Below are 20,663 nucleotides of genomic sequence, written 5' to 3'. Positions count from 1 at the left end.
GTGCGCCATGAATCTCGATGCAAGACCGACCGCCCTGATTGCCGAAGATGAGCCGCTGCTGGCCGCTGCCTTGCAGGCCGAGCTGGCACGCGCCTGGCCTGAGTTGAAAGTGCTGGCCGTGGTCGGTGACGGCGCGTCGGCCGTTACGCAGGCCATGCAGCTGAAACCCGATGTGTTGTTCTTCGACATCCGCATGCCGGCCTTAAGCGGGCTGGACGCCGCAGCCGAGCTGGCCGACGCCTGGGACACCGGTGGCAACACTGACGGGAAGGGCGGCACGCCCTTTCCCGCGTTGGTGTTCGTCACCGCCTATGACCAGTATGCGGTGCAGGCCTTCGAGGCGCAGGCCATAGACTATCTGCTCAAGCCGATCCAGGCGGCACGGCTGCAAAAAACACTGACAAAAGTGCAGCTGACCCTTGCCAATCGTGCGCAGAAAGCTACCGATTCAATAGCAAATTCATCTTCTGGTCTTAGCCAAACAGACACCCTGCTGGACACCACCCTGGCCCAACTGCGCCAGCTGCTGGCAACTCTGCCCGGACCTGCCGCAGGTCCTTCATCGGCCATGACCCTGGCGCCGCTCAAGGTCATTCAGGCCAGCGTGGGCAACGCCATCCGCATGGTGCCGATGGAAGACGTGCTGTGCTTCGAGGCCGCCGACAAATACGTGCGTGTGCTCACCGCAGAGCGCGAATACCTGATCCGCACGCCGCTCAAGGAACTGACGGAGCAACTTGATGCGCAGGTATTCTGGCAAATCCACCGTGGCACGGTGGTACGCGCCCAAGCCATCGAATCAGTCACGCGCGATGAGGCCGGCAAGACCGCTTTAAGCCTGCGCGGCCGACAGGAAAAATTCGTGGTGAGCCGGCTCTACAGCCATTTGTTCAAGGCCATGTGAGGCGAGCGGTCTGCCCCCCTCACCACCCAAACAGCACCGCGAGCCAGACGCGCACGATGAGTCCCAGAGGCATCAAGGCAAGCGCCAGACCCGCCACGGCGCGTAACGACAAGCGCACCAGACACATGCGCAGCATCAGGTAGGCCGAGAAGCCCGATGCCAAGGCCAGCAGCCCACCCCGCACCGCAGGCACCCAATCCAATGTGATGCCCTCGGCCTTGATGTGGCCCAGCGTCAGCATCGACAGGCCCAGAAACACGCCAACACCGGCCATCGGCACCAAGGCCAGTGACAGTTTCTGCCAGGACAAGGCCGGGTCACGCAGCACCCGCGCCGCCAGCCAGACCCCGGCCCAGACCGCCAGCCCCAGCGCGCCACCGCCGCCCAATATGAAGGCCAGAATGCACAGACCGTCCAGCCAGGTGAACACATCATGGGCGGCCGGGTAATGCGTCAGCAGCCACCAGGGCGCGTTGTCCTGCAGCAGCGCCAGCCAGTCATGCTCGATCAGCCAATCGACCAGCACCATCTTGATCTGCACAAAGCGCGCACTCGCGGACCATGAAAATGCGGCGGTTGCGATGCCCAAGACCCCAAAAATCAGCGTCATCGCCTCCGACGTCCTGGCCTCACGGACGCTGGTCGCCAGAATTTCACGCGCCGGGGACCGCAAGGCCAAGGCCACCGCGCCATGTTCACCGCTGCAACGGCCACAGGCATGGCAGGCGGAGGCGCTCTTCATATGTCGGATGTTGATCAGCGGGGCACAGTTGACGGCCGGCGCGCGCCGTGAGTCCTGCCGCCAGATGTCTTCACTGACTTTAAAGTGCAGCGGCGCGACTTTGGCCAGCAAACCAAACACGCCATTGGCCGGGCACAGGTAGCGGCACCACACGCGCGAGCCGCGGCCATACACCAAGCCGACCGCGACCGCCGCCACCGTGGAGCCGCCCAGCACCAGCAGCGCGGCTTGGGGATACTCGTAAACGCTGACCAGTTGGCCATACACCGTGGTGCAGACAAAAGCCACAAACGGCCAGCCGCTCCAGCGCAGCCAGCGCGGAATCGGCCGCCCCAGACCGTGGCGGCTGGCCAGCTCGGTCAAGGCACCCTCAGGGCAGAACACGCCGCACCAGACCCGGCCCATCAGCATCGTGCCCAGCATGACGAAGGGCCACCAAACGCCCCAGAACAGAAACTGCGCAAACAGCCGCAGGTTGTCCACGATATGCGCATCCTCCGCCGGCAAGGGCATGAACGCGGGGTAAATCAACAGGCTGAAATAGAAAACAACCACCAGCCATTGCACGCCCAGGATGGCGCGCTGATGGCGGCGCATGGCCTGGCCGATGCGCGCCAGCAAGCTCGCGGGCGCGGCGGCAAGGACATCGCCCTGAACCGGCGTGATGGCAATGCTACGCATCGCGCCTCACGGGCCGCATGGCGCGCCACATGGCCAGCCAATACGCCGCATAGACGATGACCAGCATCATCGAGGGGTGCGCGCGGTACCCCGCCAGCGCGGCCAGCAAGGACCCGACACGACTGCCGTCATCCAGCAACCATGAACTGTCCCACAGCGGATCGACCAAGGCCGGCAGCAGCCCGGCGCCGATCAAGCGATCGACCGCGCTTACCAGCAGCGCCACGGCAAACACCAGCAGCATCCAGCCACTGAGCACAAAGAAGCGCCGGTAGTCCAGAAAGCGCAGTCCGCGCCCCAGCGCCCAGGCGGTCAAACCGGCCAGCGCAAAACCAAGCCCAGCGCCCGTCACAAGGCTGGCCGAGCCGCCCGGCTCCAGGCTCACGCCGTACAGGAACACCGCCGTTTCCGCGCCTTCGCGCGCAATCGCCAGCGCGGCCACGATGGAAATGCCGAGCAGGCCAGAGCGCTGCATGGCGACCGCCAGATTCTGGTGCAGGTTTTTCCGCATGCCGGCGCCATGCCTTCGCATCCACAGCACCATCTGCACGATCAGGCCCGCCGCTACCAGCAGCATGCCGATCTGAAACCACTCCAGCGCCGCGCCCGAGAGTTCATCTTGCGCGGCCACCATCGCCCAGCCCAGAACACCGGCGAGCGCCACGCCACAACCGACACCAAGCCAGAGCGCTCGCATGCCGGCACGGCCAGCCTCGTTGAACTTCAGCCACGAATGCAGAATGCCGACCACCAGCATGGCCTCCACGCTTTCGCGCCAGACGATAAACAGCGTGCTCCCCATTGCAGTCTTCCTTTATTTGGCCACCATTTGGCCTTGTGCCGTATCCGGATGAAAGTCGCCAAAGAACTTGTAGGTGCCGGGTTTGAGCGGCTGAAAAATCAGAAAGCTCGACGCACCCGGTGCCAGCACCTTCTCCTTGCGCAACTCCACGCTCTCGAACTCCTCCGCCCCCGGTCCTTCGTTCTTGATCAGCAAGCGGAACTTGGTGTTGACCGGCACCTCCAGCGTGGCCGGCACAAAGCGGCCGGCCCGAATCAGCAAGTTGACCGACGGCATGTCCTGGGCCCACACAGGCGCCTGCGCCAGCAATACAAAAGAGGCCAGCACGACAGCGCCGGCGGTATGAAACTTCAGTGCCATGGCGGTTTCCTCAACAGGCTCAGTAGCCGCCCTTTTTGCCAATGCCGGCGTAGCTGAAGTCATTCTCGACATCAAAGGACTTGAACCACGGCTTCACTCCTGTGAGCTTGTCAACGTGGCGCCCAAAATGGGCATGTTGGTTGTCTGTGGGCGGCGAAATGGTGTATTTGACGTGGTACTTGCCGGGCCCAAACAGCTTGACGTTGTCGCCATAGTGCGGGCCATCGTTGGCCACCATGGGCATGAATTCACCCGCCACTTTTTGGCTGGTGCCGGTCTTGGTGATCTCGAACTTCACCACCAGGTAAGGAATCCACGCACCCTCCTCGAAACCATTGGGATTGCCTTTGAGCGCCTTGATGTCGGCTTCAATATGGATGTCGGACTCGTCAGCCTTGCGCATCATGCCTTCGGGCTCCATGGCGACGGGCTGCAGATACACCGCGGCAATCTCCATGCCAAAGTGTTGCTGCGGCTTGCCTATCGGGTATTCCACCGCGCCGACGCTCAGGGCGCAGGCGAGCAGGCCGAAAGCAGCAACTTGTTTGAGGGGGCTGACGAGTTTGACTGGGACCATATTGATTTCCTTAATGAGAATAGCTTCTGTTCGTAAATAATAACAGCTCTCATTACCATCTCGAAAAAATAGCCGAAAACATTGAGGTAGATCAGACCCGTGCGCTAGATCGCCAGCCCGAACACGGCAAAGAAGTTCGTGGGATGATGGTGGCACTGCAAATCGTGGCAATTCCCATGTCTGAATCCCTGGCCCTGTTCTCACTTCCCTTGTTTCCACTGGAGACGGTGCTCTTTCCGGGTGGTTCACTGCCCCTGCGGATTTTTGAAGTGCGCTACCTGGACATGATCGGAAAGTGCCGCAAAACCGGCGCGCCTTTTGGCGTGGTCACCTTGAGCAAGGGCACCGAGGTACGCCGGCCCGACGATGGCGCGCCCGGCGGCGACGGCTTCGCGCATGAGGCTTTTCATGCGGTGGGCACACTGGCGACCATCGCTGAATTTTCAGCGGCCCATGCGGGTCTGATCGTGATCCGTTGCACCGGGACGCAGCGCTTCCGGATGTCCAGCCATGAAAGACTCAAACACGGCCTGTGGATCGCCAACGTAGCCACGCTGGCGGACGATCTGCCGGTCAAGATCCCTGAAGACCTGCAGGGCGTCGCCATCGCGCTGAGCAATCTGATCACCACGCTGCACGCGCGTGCCGTGGCGCCGCAGCAAATGCCCCTGCAGCCACCCTATCGGCTCGACGACTGCGGCTGGGTCGCCAACCGCTGGTGTGAACTGCTGCCCATGCCGCTGGAGCACAAACAACTCTTGATGGAACTGGACAACCCGCTGGTGCGCCTGGAACTGGTGAGCGATTTGCTGGCACGCAACGGCATTGCCACCTAATACGCACATCAAGGGTTAATCCGGCTGGCCCGTTGCGGGCTATGACCCTACAGTGCGCTATCTTCGTCACTACCGGAATCACCCCATGCAAATAACTCAACCGCGCCGTGGCGCGATTGGCCTGATGGCACTTGGCCTGCTCTGCTCAACCGCCTTGCTGCAAGGCTGCGACAACCCGCCCTCCACCATCAAGATCGGCGTGGCCCAACCCCTGACCGGCAACCTCGCGCCCCAGGGACAGGACTTGCTCAACGGCGTCAAGCTCGCAGTGGACGAGCTCAACAAAGAGGGTTTCAAGATCAAGGGCAAACCGGTCACCATTGAGATCGTTGCAGTGGATGACCGCTCCAACGCGGACACCGGCAAGGAAGTCGCCAAACAACTGGTTGACGCCGGTGTGGTGGCCGTGATTGGACACCTCAACTCCGGCGTGAGCATTGCCGCGGCACCGATTTACGCCGAGAAACACATCGCCCAGCTGGCCATCTCAACCAACCCCAAGTACACGGCGCTGGGCTTCGACACCACGTTCCGCCTGGTCGCCAACGACACTTTGCAGGCCAAGGCCATTGGCAGTTTTTCGGCTTCCAAGTTCGCGGCCGCCAAGTACGCCGTGGTGGACGATGGCACGCCTTACGGCAAAGACCTCGCGGCGGGCGCGTCGGCCCAGCTCAAGCTTGCCAAGAAAGAAATCGTCTTGCAGCAATCGTTTGACGACAAAACAACCCAGTTTGACGAGCTCGCCGACAAGCTCAAGGCCGCCCACGCCGAAGTGGTTGTCAGCACACTGAACGACTTCCAGATCATCGCCCTGATGGAGGCCTTGAAGAAAATCGCCTACACGCAAATCTATTTGCTGGGCGGCGACACAATCAAGACCACGCTCATGCTCAAGGGTTCGGGTGTGCTCAAAGGTTTGTATGCCACCTCGCCCATTCTGGAGGCCCGTGAGTTCACGGCCGGTGCGGCGTTCCTGGAAAAATACCGCGCCACGTTCAAGATTGAACCCGCTTACGGAGGTCACTACACCTATGACGCCATGCATGTTCTGGCCGCAGCCATTCGCCGCAGCGAATCAGCCAACCCGGAAAAAATTGTGCAAGCCCTGCGCAAAATCGATGGTTATGCCCCCGTCACCGGCTCCATGAAGTGGGACGAGAAAGGCGAACTGCGCTACGGCGTTATTGGTGTTTACAGCACACTCGGCGCCTTGTGGGAGTCGCAGGTCCGCTCAGACGTCTGGTGATATTTATTTCAGTCCCGGCGCCCGTGCCCTGAGCGCCCGCCGTCATAACGGTCGAAATCTTGGCGACGACCATGGCCATGGCGCCAGCCTCGGTCGGGGTAACCCCAGCCCGACTGAACATACTGGGGCTGAGCCACATAGACAGGTGCCGGCTGCACATAAACCACTTGAGGCGGCGCCCGCCGATACATCGGGCGCGGTTCCACGTACACCGGCTGCTGATAAACAGGTTGGTACATGGGCGGCCCATTGGCCACGCCCACATTCACGCCAGGCGAAGACACGCCCACGGACCAGTACACATTGTCGGCCTGAGCCGTCCCCGTCATGCCCAAAGCCGCGATGGCCACACCGGCGGCGGCGACTAGGGACGATATTGAACGGTTGATCTTCATAAAGAGTTCTCCTGAAAAAGCACAGAGGACAAACATGTGCCCCAAAACTTTAACGCGGCAAACCCGCCCGCGGTTGGCAGCTTTTGTGAGAGAAACGTCTCGAAACGTAACGGGCCTCGCCCCCCTTTTTTACGCTTTATCCACGCAGTCCGGCCGGTAGCCAGGCGCTCAAACGCGCGTTGATGCGGTCTTCATGGCGCTGCCACCAGATGCCCAAAGCCACCACCCCCAAGCCCAACAGCGTCAGCGCAAACGGGAACATCAGACTGTCGCCAAACACCTTGTGCGACAGATAACCCAGGTAAATCGCCACACCCAGGCCACCAAACACCGTGAACACCCGCCGCCCAATGGCCGCGCCGCCAAACACCAGCACCAGATTGATCAGGCAATACATGAACTTACCCAGCTCCGAGTCCGAGTCGCGCAGGCTCAAGCCACCCCAGAACATGATGGTGCCGTACAAATACAGCCAAAACGCATAGTCCTGCCGCCACTCGGCCTGCGTGGCGCGGCGGCTGCGCACATCCACCCACAGCGCGATAAAACAGGTGGCGATGCCAAACACCAGCGACACATCGCGCATGAACTTCCAGTCCCAATGCTCACCCTGCTGCAAGATGGCGTGGGCCAGGTCCATGCTCAAGTACCACAGCGTCACCGCAATCGGCATCACCATGAACGGCAGCCGGTAGCGCCACAGCATCACCACCCCGGCGGCCAACGTGGCAAATTCGAGCGTGATCCAGCGCCAGTTGATCTGCGTGTGGTAGGCCGCATAGCTGTTCGATCCGCCCGGCGGCCACAGCCCCAGCCCCTGCTGCGTGCACCACACAATCAGCGGCACCAGGCACACCGCCAGTGTCGCCAGAATGCCAGCGGGAATGTGCAACTGCCGGTTTTTCAGATGGTCCGCCACCTTCAGGCAAGCCACCAGATAGCCGGCACTGATCGCCAACAAGCCCCAGGGGCCAAAGGCCTGCCAGCCCAGCGTCATGAACAGCGTCATGGCGCCAATCGCCACCATGCCGCCGAAGTAATACAGAGTATTGGTGAAGCTGAAGCGCGGACCGCGCAAGCCCTGCGCCCTCGCCCCGCTGGCCGTGCCTGCCGCCACCGCGCCGGGGGCGCTCCAGCGCGACCACAGTTGCTGCGACTGCGCGGTGGAAATAATGCCGGCCTCCACGCAGGCCCGCAAATCATGCGGGCCCACCTCCACCGTCATAAAGGTCTGGCCGTTCGAATCGATGGTATTCATAGTGCGTGCGTACTGCTGCCGTGATGGCTGAGCATGGTACTGCATGGGCATCGCCCCCCTAGAATCCACGCCATGCAAGCCATCCTCCAGCAAATTCACATCGAAGCCCAAGCCCTGTTTGGCCGCGGCCACGTCGCCAGCTACATCCCGGCCCTGGCCCAAGTGCCGCCCCGCCAGTTCGGCATCGCCGTGGCCCTGATTGACGGCAGCACCCACGCGGTGGGTGACGCACACACGCCTTTTTCGCTGCAAAGCATCACCAAACTGTTCACCTTTGTGCTGGCGCTCAAACTGGTCGGCGACGACCTGTGGCTGCGCGTGGGGCGCGAGCCTTCGGGCGCGGCGTTTAACTCCATGGTGCAGCTGGAAACCGAAAAAGGCATCCCGCGCAACCCCTTCATCAACGCCGGGGCGCTGGTCATCACCGACATCCTGACCAGCCGCTATGCCCACCTGGACATCGCCCTGCTCGGCGCGCTGCGCCGCCTGACCGACGACCCCGACCTGGACTGGAACGCCCGCATCGCCAAATCCGAGCGCGACACCGCCCACCGCAACATGGCCCTGGCCTACTTCATGAAGAGCTACGGCAACTTTGTGAACCCGCCCGAGCTGGTGCTGGACAACTATTGCCGCCAGTGCGCCATCGAGATGAACTGCGCCCAGCTGGCCCAGGCCACCATGTTTCTGGCCAATAGCGGGCTCGACATTGGCACCACTGAGCGGCCCGGCGAGCAGTTTTTGACACCCGAGGCCGCCCGCCGCGTCAACGCACTGCTGCTCACCTGCGGCGCCTACGACGCGGCTGGCGACTTTGCCTACCGCATCGGCCTGCCGGTCAAAACCGGCGTCGGCGGCGGCATTGTGGCCATCGTGCCGGGCAAGGGCACGGTCAGCGTGTGGTCCCCCGAGCTGGACGCCAAAGGCAACTCGGTGCTGGGCGCCTTTGCGCTGGAACGGCTGGTACAGCTGACCGGCTGGCACCACGACTGAACCGCAAGGGTTTCCACGGGGCCAGGCGTCTAAAATCATTCGCATGAGCCACCGCACCCCCGCCCCAGCACCCCATAACGCCAAACCAGCCAAAGCTGCGGCCCCTGAAGCCGTCAAGCCCAGCAATTTTTTACGCCAGATCATCGAGCAAGACCTGGCCAAAGCCACTTATGCCACGCGCCACTGGGGCGGCAGCCCCGGCGACGCCGCCCACCACGCGGCCGGCCAGCCCGATCCGGCCAAAATCCGTACTCGTTTTCCGCCCGAGCCCAATGGCTACCTGCACATCGGCCACGCCAAGAGCATCTGCCTGAACTTTGGCCTGGCGCGCGACTACGGCGGCGTGTGCCACCTCCGTTTTGACGACACCAACCCCGAGAAGGAAGATGTCGAATACGTCAACAGCATCATCGACGCCGTGAAATGGCTGGGCTTTGACTGGACCGCCAACGGCAACGCGCACCTGTACCAGGCCAGCGACTACTTCGACTTCATGTACCGCGCGGCGGAATACCTGATCGAGGCCGGCCACGCCTACGTGGACGAACAAACCGTGGAGCAAATCCGCATCAACCGCGGCGACTTCGGCAAACCCGGCGTGGACAGCCCGTTCCGTGCCCGCACCCCGGCCGAAAACCTGGCGCGCTTTCGTGAAATGCGCGACCACCAGCACGAAGACGGCTCCATGGTGCTGCGCGCCAAGATCGACATGGCCTCGCCCAACATCAACCTGCGCGACCCCGCCATCTACCGCATCCGCCGCGCCACGCACCACAACACCGGCGACAAATGGTGCATCTACCCGATGTACACCTTTGCCCACCCGATCGAGGACGCGCTGGAGAACATCACCCACAGCATCTGCACGCTCGAATTTGAAGACCAGCGCCCGTTTTACGACTGGTTGATGGAGCGATTGACGGAAGGCGGCCTGCTCAGCGCCCCGCCGCCACACCAGTACGAATTTGCCCGCCTCAACCTCACCTATGTCGTGACCAGCAAACGCAAACTCGCGCAACTGGTGTACGACCACAAAGTGAGCGGCTGGGACGACCCGCGCATGCCCACCATCGTCGGCCTGCGCCGCCGCGGCTACACGCCCGAGGCGCTGCAACTGTTTGCCGAGCGCATTGGCGTGACCAAAAGCGACAGCTGGATTGACTACAGCACGCTAGAGGGCTGCCTGCGCGAAATGCTGGACTCGACCGCCACCCGTGCCATGGCCGTGCTGGACCCGGTGAAACTGGTGCTGACCAATTGGGACGAAGTGATGGGCGCCGGCACGCTGGACGACTGCAGCGCGCCGATTCACCCGCACCACCCCGAGCTGGGCAAGCGCGCATTCAAGATCGGCAAAGAGGTGTGGATTGACCGCACCGACTTTGAAGAGACGCCACCCAAAGGCTTCTTCCGCCTGTTTCCCGGCAACAAGGTGCGCCTGAAATACGGCCACGTCATCGAATGCAGCGGCTGCACCAAAGACGCCGACGGAAAGATCACCGAAGTGCTCGCCAGCCTCATCCCCGACACCAAAAGCGGCACGCCCGGCAGCGATGCCGTCAAGGTCAAAGGCGTGATCACCTGGGTCGCCGTGGCCGACGGCCTGCCGGTGGAAGTGCGCATGTACGACCGCCTGTTTATTGAGGCGCAGCCCGACGCGGGCGGCAAGGACTTCATTGAGGGACTGAACCCGAACAGTTTGAAAGTGGTGACTGCGTTTGTGGAGCCTTCACTGGTAGCTGCGAAGGCGGATGAGAAGTTCCAGTTTGAGCGGCACGGGTATTTTGTGGCGGATCGGGTGGATCACTCAGGCACGAAGCCGGTGTTTAATTTGGCGGTGGGGTTGAAGGATTCGTGGGGAAAGTAATTTAAATGAAAAAACCAGGGAGAAAAAATGGAATACTTGGAGAGATCATCCGCTGCCGATGATCGACAGAAGCTTGACTACGAGGAGATTTTCGGAAACGACAGCGGCGAGGATGAGAACCCCAAAATCCTCGCGGGGTATTTTGTGGAGGACCAATCGTTCAGCAAGGCATATGACAAGGCTCGTCCACTTGAGATCGTAAAAGCAAGAAAGGGAATGGGCAAGTCTGCTCTTCTCTCTCATCTCAAATACAGATTGACTGATACTCACCGTCCGATTGATCCTCGTGCCGTCGTTATCAAGGTGACTGGCAACGAGCTCATGGGATTGGCAGATTTTTCTGGAACTGACCCATCCCTTATAGAAAATCGCTGGCGACAGGTCATCTGCAAACGTATTTCCATGGAACTTGCCAAGGAAATCGGATTTGCTGGTTCGGATGACTCAATGTCCTTGATAGAAGCAGCTGAAATTGAAGGATTCAAGGGTCGGAACTTAGTGTCCGGACTAATGTCGCGACTAGGTTCTGTCATTGAGAGCACAACCAAAGTCCTTTCGGGCGGCGCAGTCGGGCTAAACAGTACCAACCCAACGGATTCTCGAACTCTTGGATACGAACAAATTCTTCGTCGTATGCAGGAGCCTGGAGATAGAAACGTTTGGCTTCTTGTAGACGATATTGACGCCAAATTTGTTGACACAGAAGCCATGCAAACCCGAATTGGTGCATTCTTCAGCGCCTTGCGTTCGTTAGCGTTTTCTGTCGAGGGTCTTAGAGTGCGGGCTAGTGTCAGAACCGATGTGTGGACACACCTTCGAAGCATGGAGGACGAAGATAAATTGCGCCAATACATCACCGAGATTAAGTGGTCAGAGGAACAGCTAAAGAATATTTTCGTAAAGAGGATCCTAAGTTACTTGCAAAGAAACGGTGAGGAAAAATACGAAAACTGGAATGAGCAACACGACTATCAAAGAATTGTTTGTGAAGTTTTCAGCGGCGACTTCCGGATGGGGTCTGAGAAAAAAGGTGACCCCCTCATGGTTGCGCTAGTGCTTGCGGGAAAACGTCCGCGTTGGATGGGACAACTATGCAAAAAGGCTGGCAGCGCAGCAGGAACACTATTGATACAACAACGACATTTCAATGCAGTAATGAGTCCCTTCGGGCGTGAAAAAATCAGCGATCTCATTAAAGAGCACCAACATCAGTTCTCCGAACTTCAGAAAGTTATCGATGCATTTCGTTCCAGCGACAAAACCAATTCAAGGTTCAAGTTAATTTCACTAATTGAACGAGGTTTTGTCAACCGGTTTGTTGCCACAAAGGTGCCGTCAGTCAACGGGTTTCCTTTCCAAAACACTGATCAAATAGCTGAACTTCTTTACGAAATTGACTTTATCGTCGGAGAGAAGGCTGGCAAGCAGACACCATTTCACGACGATCCAACACTATTCAAATGTGAGGCGAACCAACAAAATAAGGTGCCTTGGATGGTGAATCTGAGTTACCGCAGTTTTCTGGGAATCCAATGATCTCAGTCAGCAACCACTGACAAGACATTTATTCAATGCCCCGCCCCAAAACCATCCAAATCTTCCTCCCCGCCGGTGACCCGCGCGGCGTGCGGACAGCCGAGATCACGACGCGGATTGTTCAAGTAGTCGAAGTCCCGCGTAGCCAGTTGGCCGAGTTCATCAAGACGCCCGAGGCGCTGCAGGTGGGCGTGTACTTTTTGATAGGCGAGTTGTCGGAGGCTGGGTTGCCGCGCGTGTACATCGGCCAGTCCGGCAGCGTCGGCAACCGGCTGGTGCAGCACAACCAGAACAAGGATTTCTGGAACCGGGCGCTGGTGGTGATCTCGCTCACCAACAGCATGACGCAGACGCACGCGCTGTTTCTGGAGTGGTTTGCCATTCAACAGGCCACCCAGGCGGGGCGCTACAGCCTGGAGAACGGCAACACCGGCGCGCGGCCCCATACGCCCGCGCCGCTGGAGGCGGACTGCCATGAGATTCACGAAACGGCGGCCACGCTGCTAGCGACGCTGGGCCAGCCCATATTTGAGCCGTTGACGAACGCGCCAACAGCCCGAGGCGAGAAAGAGCTGTTCTATTGCAAGGGCTCGGGCGCCGACGGTGTGGGCGAGTACACGACCGAAGGCTTTGTGGTGCACAAGGGTTCCAAAGGCCGCGCAGAAATCGTCGCATCCATTCAGGGCACATCCAACGAGCGGCTGCGCAAACAGTTGATCTCCGAGGGCATCATGGCCGCACAAGACGGCATGCTGGTGTTCACCCGCGACCACCTGTTCTCCAGCCCCAGCATGGCCGCCATGGCAGTGATGGGCCGCTCTGCCAACGGCTGGATCGAGTGGAAGGCCACCAACGGCAAGACGTTGGATGAGGTGAAGCGGCAAGTGGTGGGAGTGGCGGACTAGCCCTCGCAATTGCTGAGCGAACCGCGCCTTGTGCTGGCCCAACGGTCTGGAACTTTCGATCACCATGCCCGGCCGCAAGCACCACCACGTCTATGTGGTTGAACTCTCCAAAGACGTGCTCTTTGAGCCGCGCTTTCGCAAGAACAACCCCAACTACATCGACGGCAAACCTTGCGTCTACGTGGGCATGACGGGCCTGGACCCGGACGTGCGTTTTGACAAGCACAAGGCCGGCATCCAGGCCAACCGCTATGTGCAGAAATACGGCCTGCGCCTGCTGCCAGACCTCTACGAGGCCTTCAACCCCATAAGTTACAAAGAGGCCGTGGACAAGGAGATCGAAGTCGGCATCGATCTGCGTTCGGCCGGATTTGGGGTGTGGCAAGCTTGACTGCTTCGAGTTTTTAATTGCTACGTTTTTAGTAGCTTCTTTCGCTTATTCCACGGGGGCTAGCGGCCTAAATCACTATACCCCCTCAAACCAGCTTCACTCAGCGAAGGAACCCGTGCACCACTGCTGCTCACAGGGCACGCCGTCGTGGTTGCCGTCCATCTCCGTTCCCGGGCAGTTTTTCAGGAAGGCTTTGGCCTCTTTGCACGAGGTCATTTGCGAGCAGTGCTTGCGGCCATCGCAGTGAAACCCGGTAGGCGTCAACAGTGCGGCTTGCGCCCGCGTGGCGGGTGCTGCGGGCGCCAAGGTACTCTGGGGTGCTGATCGGATCTTGGTCGCGTAGTTGGCGTACTTGCTGTAGCCATACCCACCCAGCGCCGCCAGGATGGCCAAGATAATCAATTTGCTGCCAAACCCTGTCTTTTGTTGGTCGTGGCCGCTTCGACTGAGCCGGAAACTGCGGTTGGCGGTGTCGGCTCGCGCTGCTGGCACGACGCCCGCGCGCTGCACGCGCACGGCGCGTTTCTTTCCGTCACGGTCGGGTTCCACCTCAAATGAGAGTCGCTCACCCACGGTGGGCAACTGGCCGTCGCGCGCAAAAGCGGAGATGTGGGCAAACAGCTCTTGCCCGCCATCGTCAGCAACGATGAATCCAAAGCCGCGCTCAGCATTCCATTTTTTCAGGCTGCCGTCATAGCGCATGGTGACGCCCCGCGACAAGGTTTGTGCAACAACGTGCTGCGGCTCTGAAGGCCATAGGGTCCACTCCCGTTTGACTTGCCCGTGGGCAAAGTGCTTTATTGATCTGTTGGCAGGATTCTAGAGAGCGAGGTTGAGGGCAAGCGGTAGCTACTATTTTTATAGCTGTTTGCGCTTATCGCACGGTGGCTAGAGGCTAATTCAGCATATTCAATGTGACCGTGCCGCCCCCCACATAGAATCTGCGGACCTTCCGGCGCGGGTCTGCCGCGTTAACACTTCAGGTAAACACCATGAGCCAACTCAAACTCACTTATTTCGACTTTCACGGCGGCCGCGGCGAGCCCGCGCGCCTGGCCATGCACATGGGCGGCATTGCGTTTGAAGACAATCGCTTTGCCGGTGCCGACTTCGCCGAGGTGCGCAAGTCCACGCCCTTGGGCCAAGTGCCGACGCTGCATGTGGATGGCGTGCAGGTAACTCAGAGCGACGCGATCACGCGCTACGTGGGCAAGCTCACAGGCCTGTACCCCACCGACGCATACCAGGCCCTGCTGTGCGACGAAGTGCTGGATGCAGTGGAGGATGCCAACGTCAAACTGGGCGCCACCTTCGGCTTGAAGGGTGATGCCCTCAAGGAGGCCCGCACCGCGCTGGTCAATGGCCCGCTGCCGCTGTACCTGGGCTGGTTGCAAAGTCAACTGCAAGCCCATGGTGGTGAATACTTTGCCGACAAGCGCCTGACCATCGCCGACCTGAAGGTGTTTGTCTTTGTGCGCGGCCTCAACTCCGGACATCTGGACCATGTGCCCACCGATCTGGTGGAAAAGCTTGCCCCCGCGCTCAACGCCCACATGCAGCGCATCGCCCAGACGCCCGCCGTGGCGCAGTACTACGCCAAGTTCGGCGCCAAATAAGGCAAGGGACGCCGCAGCAGTCGGTCTCTGCGGCAAGTCGCGTGTGGGGATAACTAGCTGTTGCTACGCTTTTTGCAGCTGCTCGCGCATACCCCACGGGAGAGCTCGGCTGCGCGGGCAGACGACTGCAGCGACGCCGATTTGGAACAGTTATTGGGCCGAGGCGTAGATTTGGTAGAGCCGGGTGCCGTGCGCAACCCCTACGTGCTGGCCAGCATCAACCGCAACCGCGAAGCAGTCTATGCAGCGTGATCCGCGCTGCAAGTGGCGCCTGGCGATGGTGGCTGCGATGCGATAAGAGAACGCTACGATTTAAATAGCTGTATGCGCTTATTGCACGGGGGCTAGAGGCCTAAAATATATAAATCATGATGCACACCAAACGCAACTACGTTGTTCCTCGGTGAACACCTCAACGCCATCAAGAAACCCAATCTGGGTATTGTCAAACCCATTTTGGGTATTTCAAGTAGCGACCCAATTTCAGCTGCTGACCGCCTTGTTCGGATTGATCAAATACTTGGTACCGGTTGCACGCTGACCGTAAACGGCGATGGCTTCCGGTTGCAGCGCCTCGGCCAGGGAAATCTCTTTCGAGTAGTGGCTGGCAAAGGTGGTCTTCAGTTCCGCCGCCACGCGTTGTCGCAGTGCCTGCGCGGCCGGCGCACCGATACGCTGCAGGAACGAAAACAACAGCCAGCCACCCATCCCCCAGGCAAAGCCGAAGTTGCGGTTGAGTTCCGTCGGGCTGGTGTCGAGACCCCCGTAGATGTAAACCTGTTTGTGGGTGGTGGAGCCGTAGCGGCTGTATTCGGTGGCGGTGCGACTCAAAGCCGCTTCCATGCAGCTCAGAATTTGCCCGGCCAGCTTGCCGCCGCCCGTGGCATCGAAGGCGATGGTGGCGCCGGTGTCCACCAGCGCCTGGGTCAGGTCCGCCATGAAGGCCGGCGTTGATGTGTCGCACACATACCTGGCGCCGATGCTTTTGAGAAGCGCCGCCTGCTCCGGCTTGCGCACGATGTTGACCAGGCCGATCTGATCCTTGAGGCAGATCTTGTTGAGCATCTGGCCGAGGTTGGAGGCCGCCGCCGTATGGACCAGGGCTTGGTGGCCCTCGCGCCGCATGGTTTCCACCATGCCAAGCGCGGTGAGCGGGTTGACAAAACAGGAGGCACCCTCGGCCGGCGTGGTGCCGGCTGGCAGCGCCAGACACTGGTCGGCCTTGATGCAGCGGTACTGGGCGTACATCGCGCCGCCCAACACGGCCACCGTCTTGCCCAGCAGGGCCTGTGCCGCGTTGGACGATCCCGCCGCGACGACCACGCCAGCCCCTTCATTGCCCACCGGCAGGGACTGGCCGAGACGGCCGGCCATGCTGGGCATCAGCCGCTCAGAAATCTGGGCGGTGACGACCGGGCTGGTTGGCGTGCCGGACACCTTGGCGGTGCTGATGTCGGCCGCGCCAAAGAGGAGTCCGATGTCGGATGGGTTCAGCGGTGTGGCCTCAATGCGCACCACTACTTCGTCCGGCGCGGGCTCGGGAGTGGCGACGCTGAGCAGCGATATTTCCAGTTCGCCGCTGGGCTTGACCAGGGAGCGAAGTTGAAGGCCCGTGGGTGGAGGGTTGGAACTCATGGCGGTCTCCTGCGGTTGAAATTTACTCTAGCACAGGAATGCGTTCATCCTTGCAACCGCTATCAAGACGAGGGCTTGGTGTTGACCGGCAGGCACAGCAGGGCCGTCAACAGCGCCAGCGCCACATGGCACACGTACAGCGGGACGAAGCTCTCGTGGGTCAACCCGGCATGACCGAGCAACAGCACCGTGATCGCCACGCCCATCACCGAGCCGATCTGTCGTGTGGCCTGGTTCACCGCGCTGCCAACGGCGTATTGTTCAGCTGGCAAGCGGTTCACTGCCGCCGCCGACAGCGAAGGCAACACCAGCCCGACACCCACGCCGCTCAAGATCAGCCCAGGCAGCCAGTGCGTCAGGTAGGCCGGCTGCGCGCCGGGCACGAGCAGAAACCACAAACCGCTGCAGGCATAGATCAACCCTCCGCCAGCCAGAAACGGCCGGTGCCCAAGGCGGGCCGCAAGCCGCCCGGACATGATTGCAAACGGAATCACGAGCAAAGGCCCCGGCGTGATGGCAAGGCCGGCCTGCGGCAGCGTGTAGTGCCAGATCTCGGTCATGTAAAAGAAGAACGCGAAGAACATCATCGAGAAGGCAATGCCAAAGGCCAGGGTTGCCAGATTCACGAAGGTGTAGGTCCGGTGCTTGAAGAGCCGCAGGTCGACCAAGGGTGCGGGCGCGACACGGGCCCACAGCACGAAACCGATCAGTGCGATGACACCGGTGCTGGCAACGGCGGCCAACTCGGTTGCAGACCAATGCGGTGACTCCGACTGCACGATGCTCAAGGCGAGCGCGCCGACGCCAACCATCAGCAGGCCCATGCCGACCCCATCCACCGGGCGCCGGCTCTCGGGCTTCTTGGCCTCTTTCAGCAAGGCGGCACCGCGCCACAGCGACAGCGCGCCCAGCGGCAGATTCAGGTAGAAGGCCCATTGCCAGCCCACCGCATCGACGATGAACGATCCCACGCTGGGTCCGATCGCCGCCGCGAGGCCGCCGACGGCGCCCCACAAACTGACCGCCACCGCGCGTTTGCTGTGCGGGAAGGCGTCAAGCACGATGGACAGTGACGCAGGCGTCAGCATCGCCGCGCCGACGGCCTGCACGACACGCGCCGCGATCAGCCAGCCGACCGTGCCCGACAGCCCGCAGGCGGCCGAGGCAGCCAGAAACAGGGTGACGCCGAGCATGAACACCTTCTTGCGGCCATGGGTGTCGGCCAATCCGCCAGCCGGAATCAGCATCGCCGCGTAGACGACGGTGTAGGCGTTCAGAACCCACGACATGTCGGCGGCTGATGTGCCGGGGAAGCCGGCGCGTATGGCCCGAAACGCGGCGAACAGCATGGTGGTGTCGAGCGAGACCAGGAACACGGCAACGCTGGCGATCCAGAAGACAGGCCAGGGAGACGCATGTGGCTTGGCGGCGGCGATCACCGCCGCACCGGAGGTGGTAGTGGTGGCAGTCATGGCGTGTTCAGCGGTCCAGCGCTTGCAGGTAGACCGCGGGGTTTGCCGATAGTCCGGCATGCACCTGTCGCGTTACCTCATCGGCCAGCACCTCGCTGGCACCGGCCTCCAGCGCATCCAACGCCGTGCGCACCACATCCTCGGGGGCGAGCTTGGGCACATCCAGGCCGCGCGTCAGATCGGTGTCGATAAAGCCGACGTGCAGCGCCAGCACCTGCGTGTGCTGGTCGTGCAACTCGATGCGCGTGCCGTTCGTCATGGCCCATGCAGCCGACTTGCTCATGCCGTAGACGCCGAGCAGCGGCCCGTTGATCCAGCTGGCGATCGACAGCACATTCAGGATGGCGCCGCCGCCGTGCGCCGCGAGCACCGGCGCAAAGGCTTGCGTCAGGCGCAACGGGCCGAAGACGTTGGTGTCGAAGTGGGTTTGTGCCGAGGCCACGCTGCTGTCACTCAGAAAACCACCGGTCGCTGCGATGCCGGCGTTGTTGATGAGCAGCGTCACGTCGGGGTAGTCGCGTGCGGCAGCGGCGATGTCCTCGGGCTTGGTCACATCGAGCTGGATGGGCACCACGCCCGGCAGCGTCACGCTGGACGGATCGCGCGCCGCAGCGTAGACCTTGCGTGCGCCGCGGGCCAGCGCCTCGCGGGCAAAAGCCAGACCGAGGCCGCGGTTGGCGCCGGTGATCAGGACGGTAGCGTTAGCTAATTTCATGGGTTTCTCCTTGGTAAAAACACTGAACAAATATGATGATGATCATATTAATGGGCGAAAAAAAAGGGCCAGAAGCACGGCGTGTTGTGCGCGTTCAGGCAGGGTCGTACTGCGACAGCAGTGCACTGCGCGCCGCAGCGAGCATCGCCTTGCCTTGCGCGTTGGCGCCCAGCGTGCGGGCCAGCTGCAAGGTACCAACCAGGGTGCCGGCAATGACCATCGCCTGCTCTGGCGTGCCGCCTTCGGGCAAAGCGTGCTGGACCATCTCAATGAGACTGCGCACACGGTCGACCGAGGGAGCGAGTAGCGTGGGCGATTGGCGGGGCATCTCGGAACTCAATGCGGCGACCACGCAGCCGTCCTCGATTGCACGAAGGTGTGCTTCGGAAAGATAGCTGTCAACGAGCGCCCGCAATGCGCTTTGACCGCGTGCCCGGCTGGCATCGATGCGCCGGGTCATCACCGCCGCACTGTCGCGCCCGGCACGTTCGACCGCCTCGGCCAGAAGCGCGTCGCGGGATGCAAAGTGGGCGTAAAAGCCGCCGTGCGTCAGTCCGGCCTGGTTCATGACGTCCGCCACGCCGACGCCGCTGTAGCCGTTGTGCCGCAGCATGCGCGCCGCAACCTCGACGATGCGCTCGTGGGTGATTTCGCGGCGAGTGGGTTTGGAATGCATGACGCGTAATGTAGGACAATATGATGATGATCATATTTACAGACGCCAAATAACCCCGGCAATATCATGGACAAAGGTGGAGGCAACCATTGGCAAGAGGAAATCGGTGGGCTTGGCGCGCTTCGGTTAACCTCCCCGCTCACCAACAAAGGATGCCCCATGAAAAAACTCAACGTCACCATCAAGCTTGAACTGTCCGTGCCCGATGACTGGGAACTGGTCCAGACCTCCGAAGGCGGCAAAGTGTTGAAGCTGCCGAACAATCAATACCTGGACATCGCCATCGAGCCCCTGTTTGCCAGCAACCCCGAAGAAACCTGGACCAGCAGCGAAGACGATGATGTGCTGAACGACATTTTGGACATGGTCGAGAGCGAGGATGTCAGCTACGAGTTCATCACGCACTAAACCACCGAGACCGCGTACCGCGCCCGCCCCCTTCGAGCCCCTATGCAAGCACAAGACATCATCCAATTCTGGTTTCATGAGCTGAACGACAAACAGCGCTTTGCCAAGGACGAAGCACTGGACGCGCGCATGCGCGAGCGCTTCGGCGCCACCTTGCAGGCGGCGGCGCGCGGGGAATTGTTTGGCTGGCGGGTCACGCCGCTGGGGCGTCTGGCGGAAATCGTGGTGCTGGACCAGTTCTCGCGCAACATCTACCGCGACACGCCGCAAGCGTTTGCGCAAGACCCACAAGCGCTCACGCTGGCGCAAGAGCTGGTGGCCAGCGGGCAGGATCAGACCCTGGCCCTGGCGCAGCGCATCTTTGCCTACATGCCTTACATGCACAGCGAGTCGCTGTTGATTCACGCCCAGGCCGCTCGGTTGTTTGCACAGCCGGGCATGGAAGGCACCTTGGCTTTCGAGCAGCGGCACCAGGCCATCATTGCGCGTTTTGGCCGCTACCCGCACCGCAATACCATTTTGGGCCGGCTGTCGACACCTGAAGAACTGGCGTTTCTGGCGCAGCCGGGTTCGTCGTTTTGATGCCCAAGCCAGGCCAGGGCCAAATCAGGGAAAATCGCTGTCCATCCGCGTAAATTGAAAAAAGAT

22 protein-coding genes are annotated in these 20,663 nt (G+C 60.9%); 11 read left to right on the top strand and 11 right to left on the bottom strand.

What is annotated here, in order from left to right:
* The first annotated feature begins 7 nt into the window (after nucleotides 1-7).
* Nucleotides 8-904, top strand: coding sequence for a LytR/AlgR family response regulator transcription factor (locus C5P05_RS32455; RefSeq protein WP_114973984.1), 897 nt, complete (start codon nucleotides 8-10; stop codon nucleotides 902-904).
* Between the two features lie 19 nt (nucleotides 905-923).
* Here C5P05_RS32455 and C5P05_RS32450 read toward each other — a convergent pair whose 3' ends face one another.
* Genes C5P05_RS32450 through C5P05_RS32435 form a run of 4 tightly spaced genes read right to left on the bottom strand, consistent with a single transcriptional unit; the run spans nucleotide 924 to nucleotide 4,066 of the window.
* Nucleotides 924-2,327, bottom strand: coding sequence for a 4Fe-4S binding protein (locus C5P05_RS32450; RefSeq protein WP_114973983.1), 1,404 nt, complete (start codon nucleotides 2,325-2,327; stop codon nucleotides 924-926).
* Nucleotides 2,320-3,129 carry an FTR1 family iron permease gene (locus C5P05_RS32445; RefSeq protein WP_114973982.1) on the bottom strand — a complete coding sequence of 270 codons (810 nt, stop codon included), beginning with the start codon at nucleotides 3,127-3,129 and terminating at the stop codon, nucleotides 2,320-2,322. The genes C5P05_RS32450 and C5P05_RS32445 overlap by 8 nt, the downstream gene beginning before the upstream one ends.
* Before the next feature lie 12 nt (nucleotides 3,130-3,141).
* Nucleotides 3,142-3,483 (bottom strand): cupredoxin domain-containing protein, encoded by a 342-nt coding sequence (locus C5P05_RS32440; protein ID WP_420130797.1) that lies wholly within the window; start codon nucleotides 3,481-3,483, stop codon nucleotides 3,142-3,144.
* Nucleotides 3,484-3,508: 25 nt separating this feature from the next.
* Nucleotides 3,509-4,066: an iron transporter gene (locus C5P05_RS32435; protein ID WP_114973980.1), complete on the bottom strand. Its 558-nt coding sequence runs from the start codon at nucleotides 4,064-4,066 to the stop codon at nucleotides 3,509-3,511.
* 176 nt (nucleotides 4,067-4,242) lie between these two features.
* Between C5P05_RS32435 and C5P05_RS32430 the strand changes: the two genes are divergently transcribed.
* Together C5P05_RS32430 and C5P05_RS32425 are read left to right on the top strand one after the other, a co-directional pair.
* Nucleotides 4,243-4,902 carry an LON peptidase substrate-binding domain-containing protein gene (locus C5P05_RS32430; RefSeq protein WP_232834750.1) on the top strand — a complete coding sequence of 220 codons (660 nt, stop codon included), beginning with the start codon at nucleotides 4,243-4,245 and terminating at the stop codon, nucleotides 4,900-4,902.
* Nucleotides 4,903-4,987: 85 nt separating this feature from the next.
* Nucleotides 4,988-6,148, top strand: coding sequence for a branched-chain amino acid ABC transporter substrate-binding protein (locus C5P05_RS32425; protein ID WP_114973979.1), 1,161 nt, complete (start codon nucleotides 4,988-4,990; stop codon nucleotides 6,146-6,148).
* Nucleotides 6,149-6,156: 8 nt separating this feature from the next.
* Here C5P05_RS32425 and C5P05_RS32420 read toward each other — a convergent pair whose 3' ends face one another.
* Nucleotides 6,157-6,543 (bottom strand): hypothetical protein, encoded by a 387-nt coding sequence (locus C5P05_RS32420; RefSeq protein ID WP_114973978.1) that lies wholly within the window; start codon nucleotides 6,541-6,543, stop codon nucleotides 6,157-6,159.
* A 136-nt stretch (nucleotides 6,544-6,679) separates the two neighbouring features.
* A complete protein-coding gene (locus C5P05_RS32415; RefSeq protein WP_198674931.1) occupies nucleotides 6,680-7,801 on the bottom strand; it encodes a DUF2157 domain-containing protein in 1,122 nt (373 codons plus the stop codon).
* Nucleotides 7,802-7,873: 72 nt separating this feature from the next.
* On the opposite strand from C5P05_RS32415, the gene C5P05_RS32410 reads away from it, so the two are divergent.
* From C5P05_RS32410 to C5P05_RS32390, 5 genes are all read left to right on the top strand, one after another.
* Nucleotides 7,874-8,794 carry a glutaminase gene (locus C5P05_RS32410; protein ID WP_114973977.1) on the top strand — a complete coding sequence of 307 codons (921 nt, stop codon included), beginning with the start codon at nucleotides 7,874-7,876 and terminating at the stop codon, nucleotides 8,792-8,794.
* Nucleotides 8,795-8,837: 43 nt separating this feature from the next.
* Nucleotides 8,838-10,661, top strand: a complete 1,824-nt coding sequence (locus C5P05_RS32405; protein ID WP_114973976.1) for a glutamine--tRNA ligase/YqeY domain fusion protein — start codon at nucleotides 8,838-8,840, stop codon at nucleotides 10,659-10,661.
* Between the two features lie 27 nt (nucleotides 10,662-10,688).
* Entirely contained in the window at nucleotides 10,689-12,197 is a 1,509-nt protein-coding gene (locus C5P05_RS32400) for a P-loop ATPase, Sll1717 family (protein ID WP_114973975.1), read from the top strand.
* Between the two features lie 35 nt (nucleotides 12,198-12,232).
* Nucleotides 12,233-13,102, top strand: coding sequence for a GIY-YIG nuclease family protein (locus tag C5P05_RS32395; protein ID WP_114973974.1), 870 nt, complete (start codon nucleotides 12,233-12,235; stop codon nucleotides 13,100-13,102).
* A 64-nt stretch (nucleotides 13,103-13,166) separates the two neighbouring features.
* Nucleotides 13,167-13,493 (top strand): hypothetical protein, encoded by a 327-nt coding sequence (locus C5P05_RS32390; RefSeq protein ID WP_114974197.1) that lies wholly within the window; start codon nucleotides 13,167-13,169, stop codon nucleotides 13,491-13,493.
* Nucleotides 13,494-13,589: 96 nt separating this feature from the next.
* Here the strand turns inward: C5P05_RS32390 and C5P05_RS32385 are convergent, their stop codons facing one another.
* Complete coding sequence (locus C5P05_RS32385; RefSeq protein ID WP_114974196.1) at nucleotides 13,590-14,195, bottom strand: cold shock domain-containing protein; 606 nt, start codon at nucleotides 14,193-14,195, stop codon at nucleotides 13,590-13,592.
* A gap of 290 nt (nucleotides 14,196-14,485) precedes the next feature.
* Here C5P05_RS32385 and C5P05_RS32380 point away from each other — a divergent pair, with 290 nt between their 5' ends.
* Nucleotides 14,486-15,109, top strand: coding sequence for a glutathione S-transferase (locus C5P05_RS32380; RefSeq protein ID WP_114973973.1), 624 nt, complete (start codon nucleotides 14,486-14,488; stop codon nucleotides 15,107-15,109).
* Nucleotides 15,110-15,592: 483 nt separating this feature from the next.
* On the opposite strand, the gene C5P05_RS32370 is transcribed toward C5P05_RS32380, so the two are convergent.
* The 4 genes from C5P05_RS32370 to C5P05_RS32355 all read right to left on the bottom strand — a co-directional run bounded on the left by C5P05_RS32370 (nucleotide 15,593) and on the right by C5P05_RS32355 (nucleotide 19,607).
* Entirely contained in the window at nucleotides 15,593-16,744 is a 1,152-nt protein-coding gene (locus tag C5P05_RS32370) for a zinc-binding dehydrogenase (RefSeq protein ID WP_114973972.1), read from the bottom strand.
* Between the two features lie 62 nt (nucleotides 16,745-16,806).
* Nucleotides 16,807-18,216 (bottom strand): DHA2 family efflux MFS transporter permease subunit, encoded by a 1,410-nt coding sequence (locus C5P05_RS32365; RefSeq protein ID WP_114973971.1) that lies wholly within the window; start codon nucleotides 18,214-18,216, stop codon nucleotides 16,807-16,809.
* A gap of 7 nt (nucleotides 18,217-18,223) precedes the next feature.
* Nucleotides 18,224-18,931 (bottom strand): SDR family oxidoreductase, encoded by a 708-nt coding sequence (locus C5P05_RS32360; RefSeq protein ID WP_114973970.1) that lies wholly within the window; start codon nucleotides 18,929-18,931, stop codon nucleotides 18,224-18,226.
* A gap of 94 nt (nucleotides 18,932-19,025) precedes the next feature.
* A complete protein-coding gene (locus C5P05_RS32355; protein ID WP_114973969.1) occupies nucleotides 19,026-19,607 on the bottom strand; it encodes a TetR/AcrR family transcriptional regulator in 582 nt (193 codons plus the stop codon).
* 159 nt (nucleotides 19,608-19,766) lie between these two features.
* On the opposite strand from C5P05_RS32355, the gene C5P05_RS32350 reads away from it, so the two are divergent.
* Together C5P05_RS32350 and C5P05_RS32345 are read left to right on the top strand one after the other, a co-directional pair.
* Nucleotides 19,767-20,015, top strand: a complete 249-nt coding sequence (locus tag C5P05_RS32350; RefSeq protein WP_114974195.1) for a hypothetical protein — start codon at nucleotides 19,767-19,769, stop codon at nucleotides 20,013-20,015.
* A gap of 42 nt (nucleotides 20,016-20,057) precedes the next feature.
* Entirely contained in the window at nucleotides 20,058-20,597 is a 540-nt protein-coding gene (locus tag C5P05_RS32345) for a DUF924 family protein (protein ID WP_114973968.1), read from the top strand.
* The last annotated feature ends 66 nt before the right edge of the window (nucleotides 20,598-20,663 follow it).

The organism is Rhodoferax ferrireducens (assembly GCF_003347515.1).
Classification (GTDB): Bacteria; Pseudomonadota; Gammaproteobacteria; order Burkholderiales; family Burkholderiaceae_C; genus Rhodoferax.
The sequence above is the reverse complement of the archived record's forward strand: the minus strand, read 5'-3'. Positions and strand labels throughout refer to the sequence as shown.

What these genes read in the sequence shown, in the direction of transcription:
- C5P05_RS32455 (WP_114973984.1), top strand. Translation starts at nt 8, where the DNA reads ATGAATCTCGATGCAAGACCGACCGCCCTGATTGCCGAAGATGAGCCG.
- C5P05_RS32450 (WP_114973983.1), bottom strand. Translation starts at nt 2,327, where the DNA reads ATGCGTAGCATTGCCATCACGCCGGTTCAGGGCGATGTCCTTGCCGCC.
- C5P05_RS32445 (WP_114973982.1), bottom strand. Translation starts at nt 3,129, where the DNA reads ATGGGGAGCACGCTGTTTATCGTCTGGCGCGAAAGCGTGGAGGCCATG.
- C5P05_RS32435 (WP_114973980.1), bottom strand. Translation starts at nt 4,066, where the DNA reads ATGGTCCCAGTCAAACTCGTCAGCCCCCTCAAACAAGTTGCTGCTTTC.
- C5P05_RS32430 (WP_232834750.1), top strand. Translation starts at nt 4,243, where the DNA reads ATGTCTGAATCCCTGGCCCTGTTCTCACTTCCCTTGTTTCCACTGGAG.
- C5P05_RS32425 (WP_114973979.1), top strand. Translation starts at nt 4,988, where the DNA reads ATGCAAATAACTCAACCGCGCCGTGGCGCGATTGGCCTGATGGCACTT.
- C5P05_RS32420 (WP_114973978.1), bottom strand. Translation starts at nt 6,543, where the DNA reads ATGAAGATCAACCGTTCAATATCGTCCCTAGTCGCCGCCGCCGGTGTG.
- C5P05_RS32415 (WP_198674931.1), bottom strand. Translation starts at nt 7,801, where the DNA reads ATGAATACCATCGATTCGAACGGCCAGACCTTTATGACGGTGGAGGTG.
- C5P05_RS32410 (WP_114973977.1), top strand. Translation starts at nt 7,874, where the DNA reads ATGCAAGCCATCCTCCAGCAAATTCACATCGAAGCCCAAGCCCTGTTT.
- C5P05_RS32405 (WP_114973976.1), top strand. Translation starts at nt 8,838, where the DNA reads ATGAGCCACCGCACCCCCGCCCCAGCACCCCATAACGCCAAACCAGCC.
- C5P05_RS32400 (WP_114973975.1), top strand. Translation starts at nt 10,689, where the DNA reads ATGGAATACTTGGAGAGATCATCCGCTGCCGATGATCGACAGAAGCTT.
- C5P05_RS32395 (WP_114973974.1), top strand. Translation starts at nt 12,233, where the DNA reads ATGCCCCGCCCCAAAACCATCCAAATCTTCCTCCCCGCCGGTGACCCG.
- C5P05_RS32390 (WP_114974197.1), top strand. Translation starts at nt 13,167, where the DNA reads ATGCCCGGCCGCAAGCACCACCACGTCTATGTGGTTGAACTCTCCAAA.
- C5P05_RS32385 (WP_114974196.1), bottom strand. Translation starts at nt 14,195, where the DNA reads ATGCGCTATGACGGCAGCCTGAAAAAATGGAATGCTGAGCGCGGCTTT.
- C5P05_RS32380 (WP_114973973.1), top strand. Translation starts at nt 14,486, where the DNA reads ATGAGCCAACTCAAACTCACTTATTTCGACTTTCACGGCGGCCGCGGC.
- C5P05_RS32370 (WP_114973972.1), bottom strand. Translation starts at nt 16,744, where the DNA reads ATGAGTTCCAACCCTCCACCCACGGGCCTTCAACTTCGCTCCCTGGTC.
- C5P05_RS32365 (WP_114973971.1), bottom strand. Translation starts at nt 18,216, where the DNA reads ATGACTGCCACCACTACCACCTCCGGTGCGGCGGTGATCGCCGCCGCC.
- C5P05_RS32360 (WP_114973970.1), bottom strand. Translation starts at nt 18,931, where the DNA reads ATGAAATTAGCTAACGCTACCGTCCTGATCACCGGCGCCAACCGCGGC.
- C5P05_RS32355 (WP_114973969.1), bottom strand. Translation starts at nt 19,607, where the DNA reads ATGCATTCCAAACCCACTCGCCGCGAAATCACCCACGAGCGCATCGTC.
- C5P05_RS32350 (WP_114974195.1), top strand. Translation starts at nt 19,767, where the DNA reads ATGAAAAAACTCAACGTCACCATCAAGCTTGAACTGTCCGTGCCCGAT.
- C5P05_RS32345 (WP_114973968.1), top strand. Translation starts at nt 20,058, where the DNA reads ATGCAAGCACAAGACATCATCCAATTCTGGTTTCATGAGCTGAACGAC.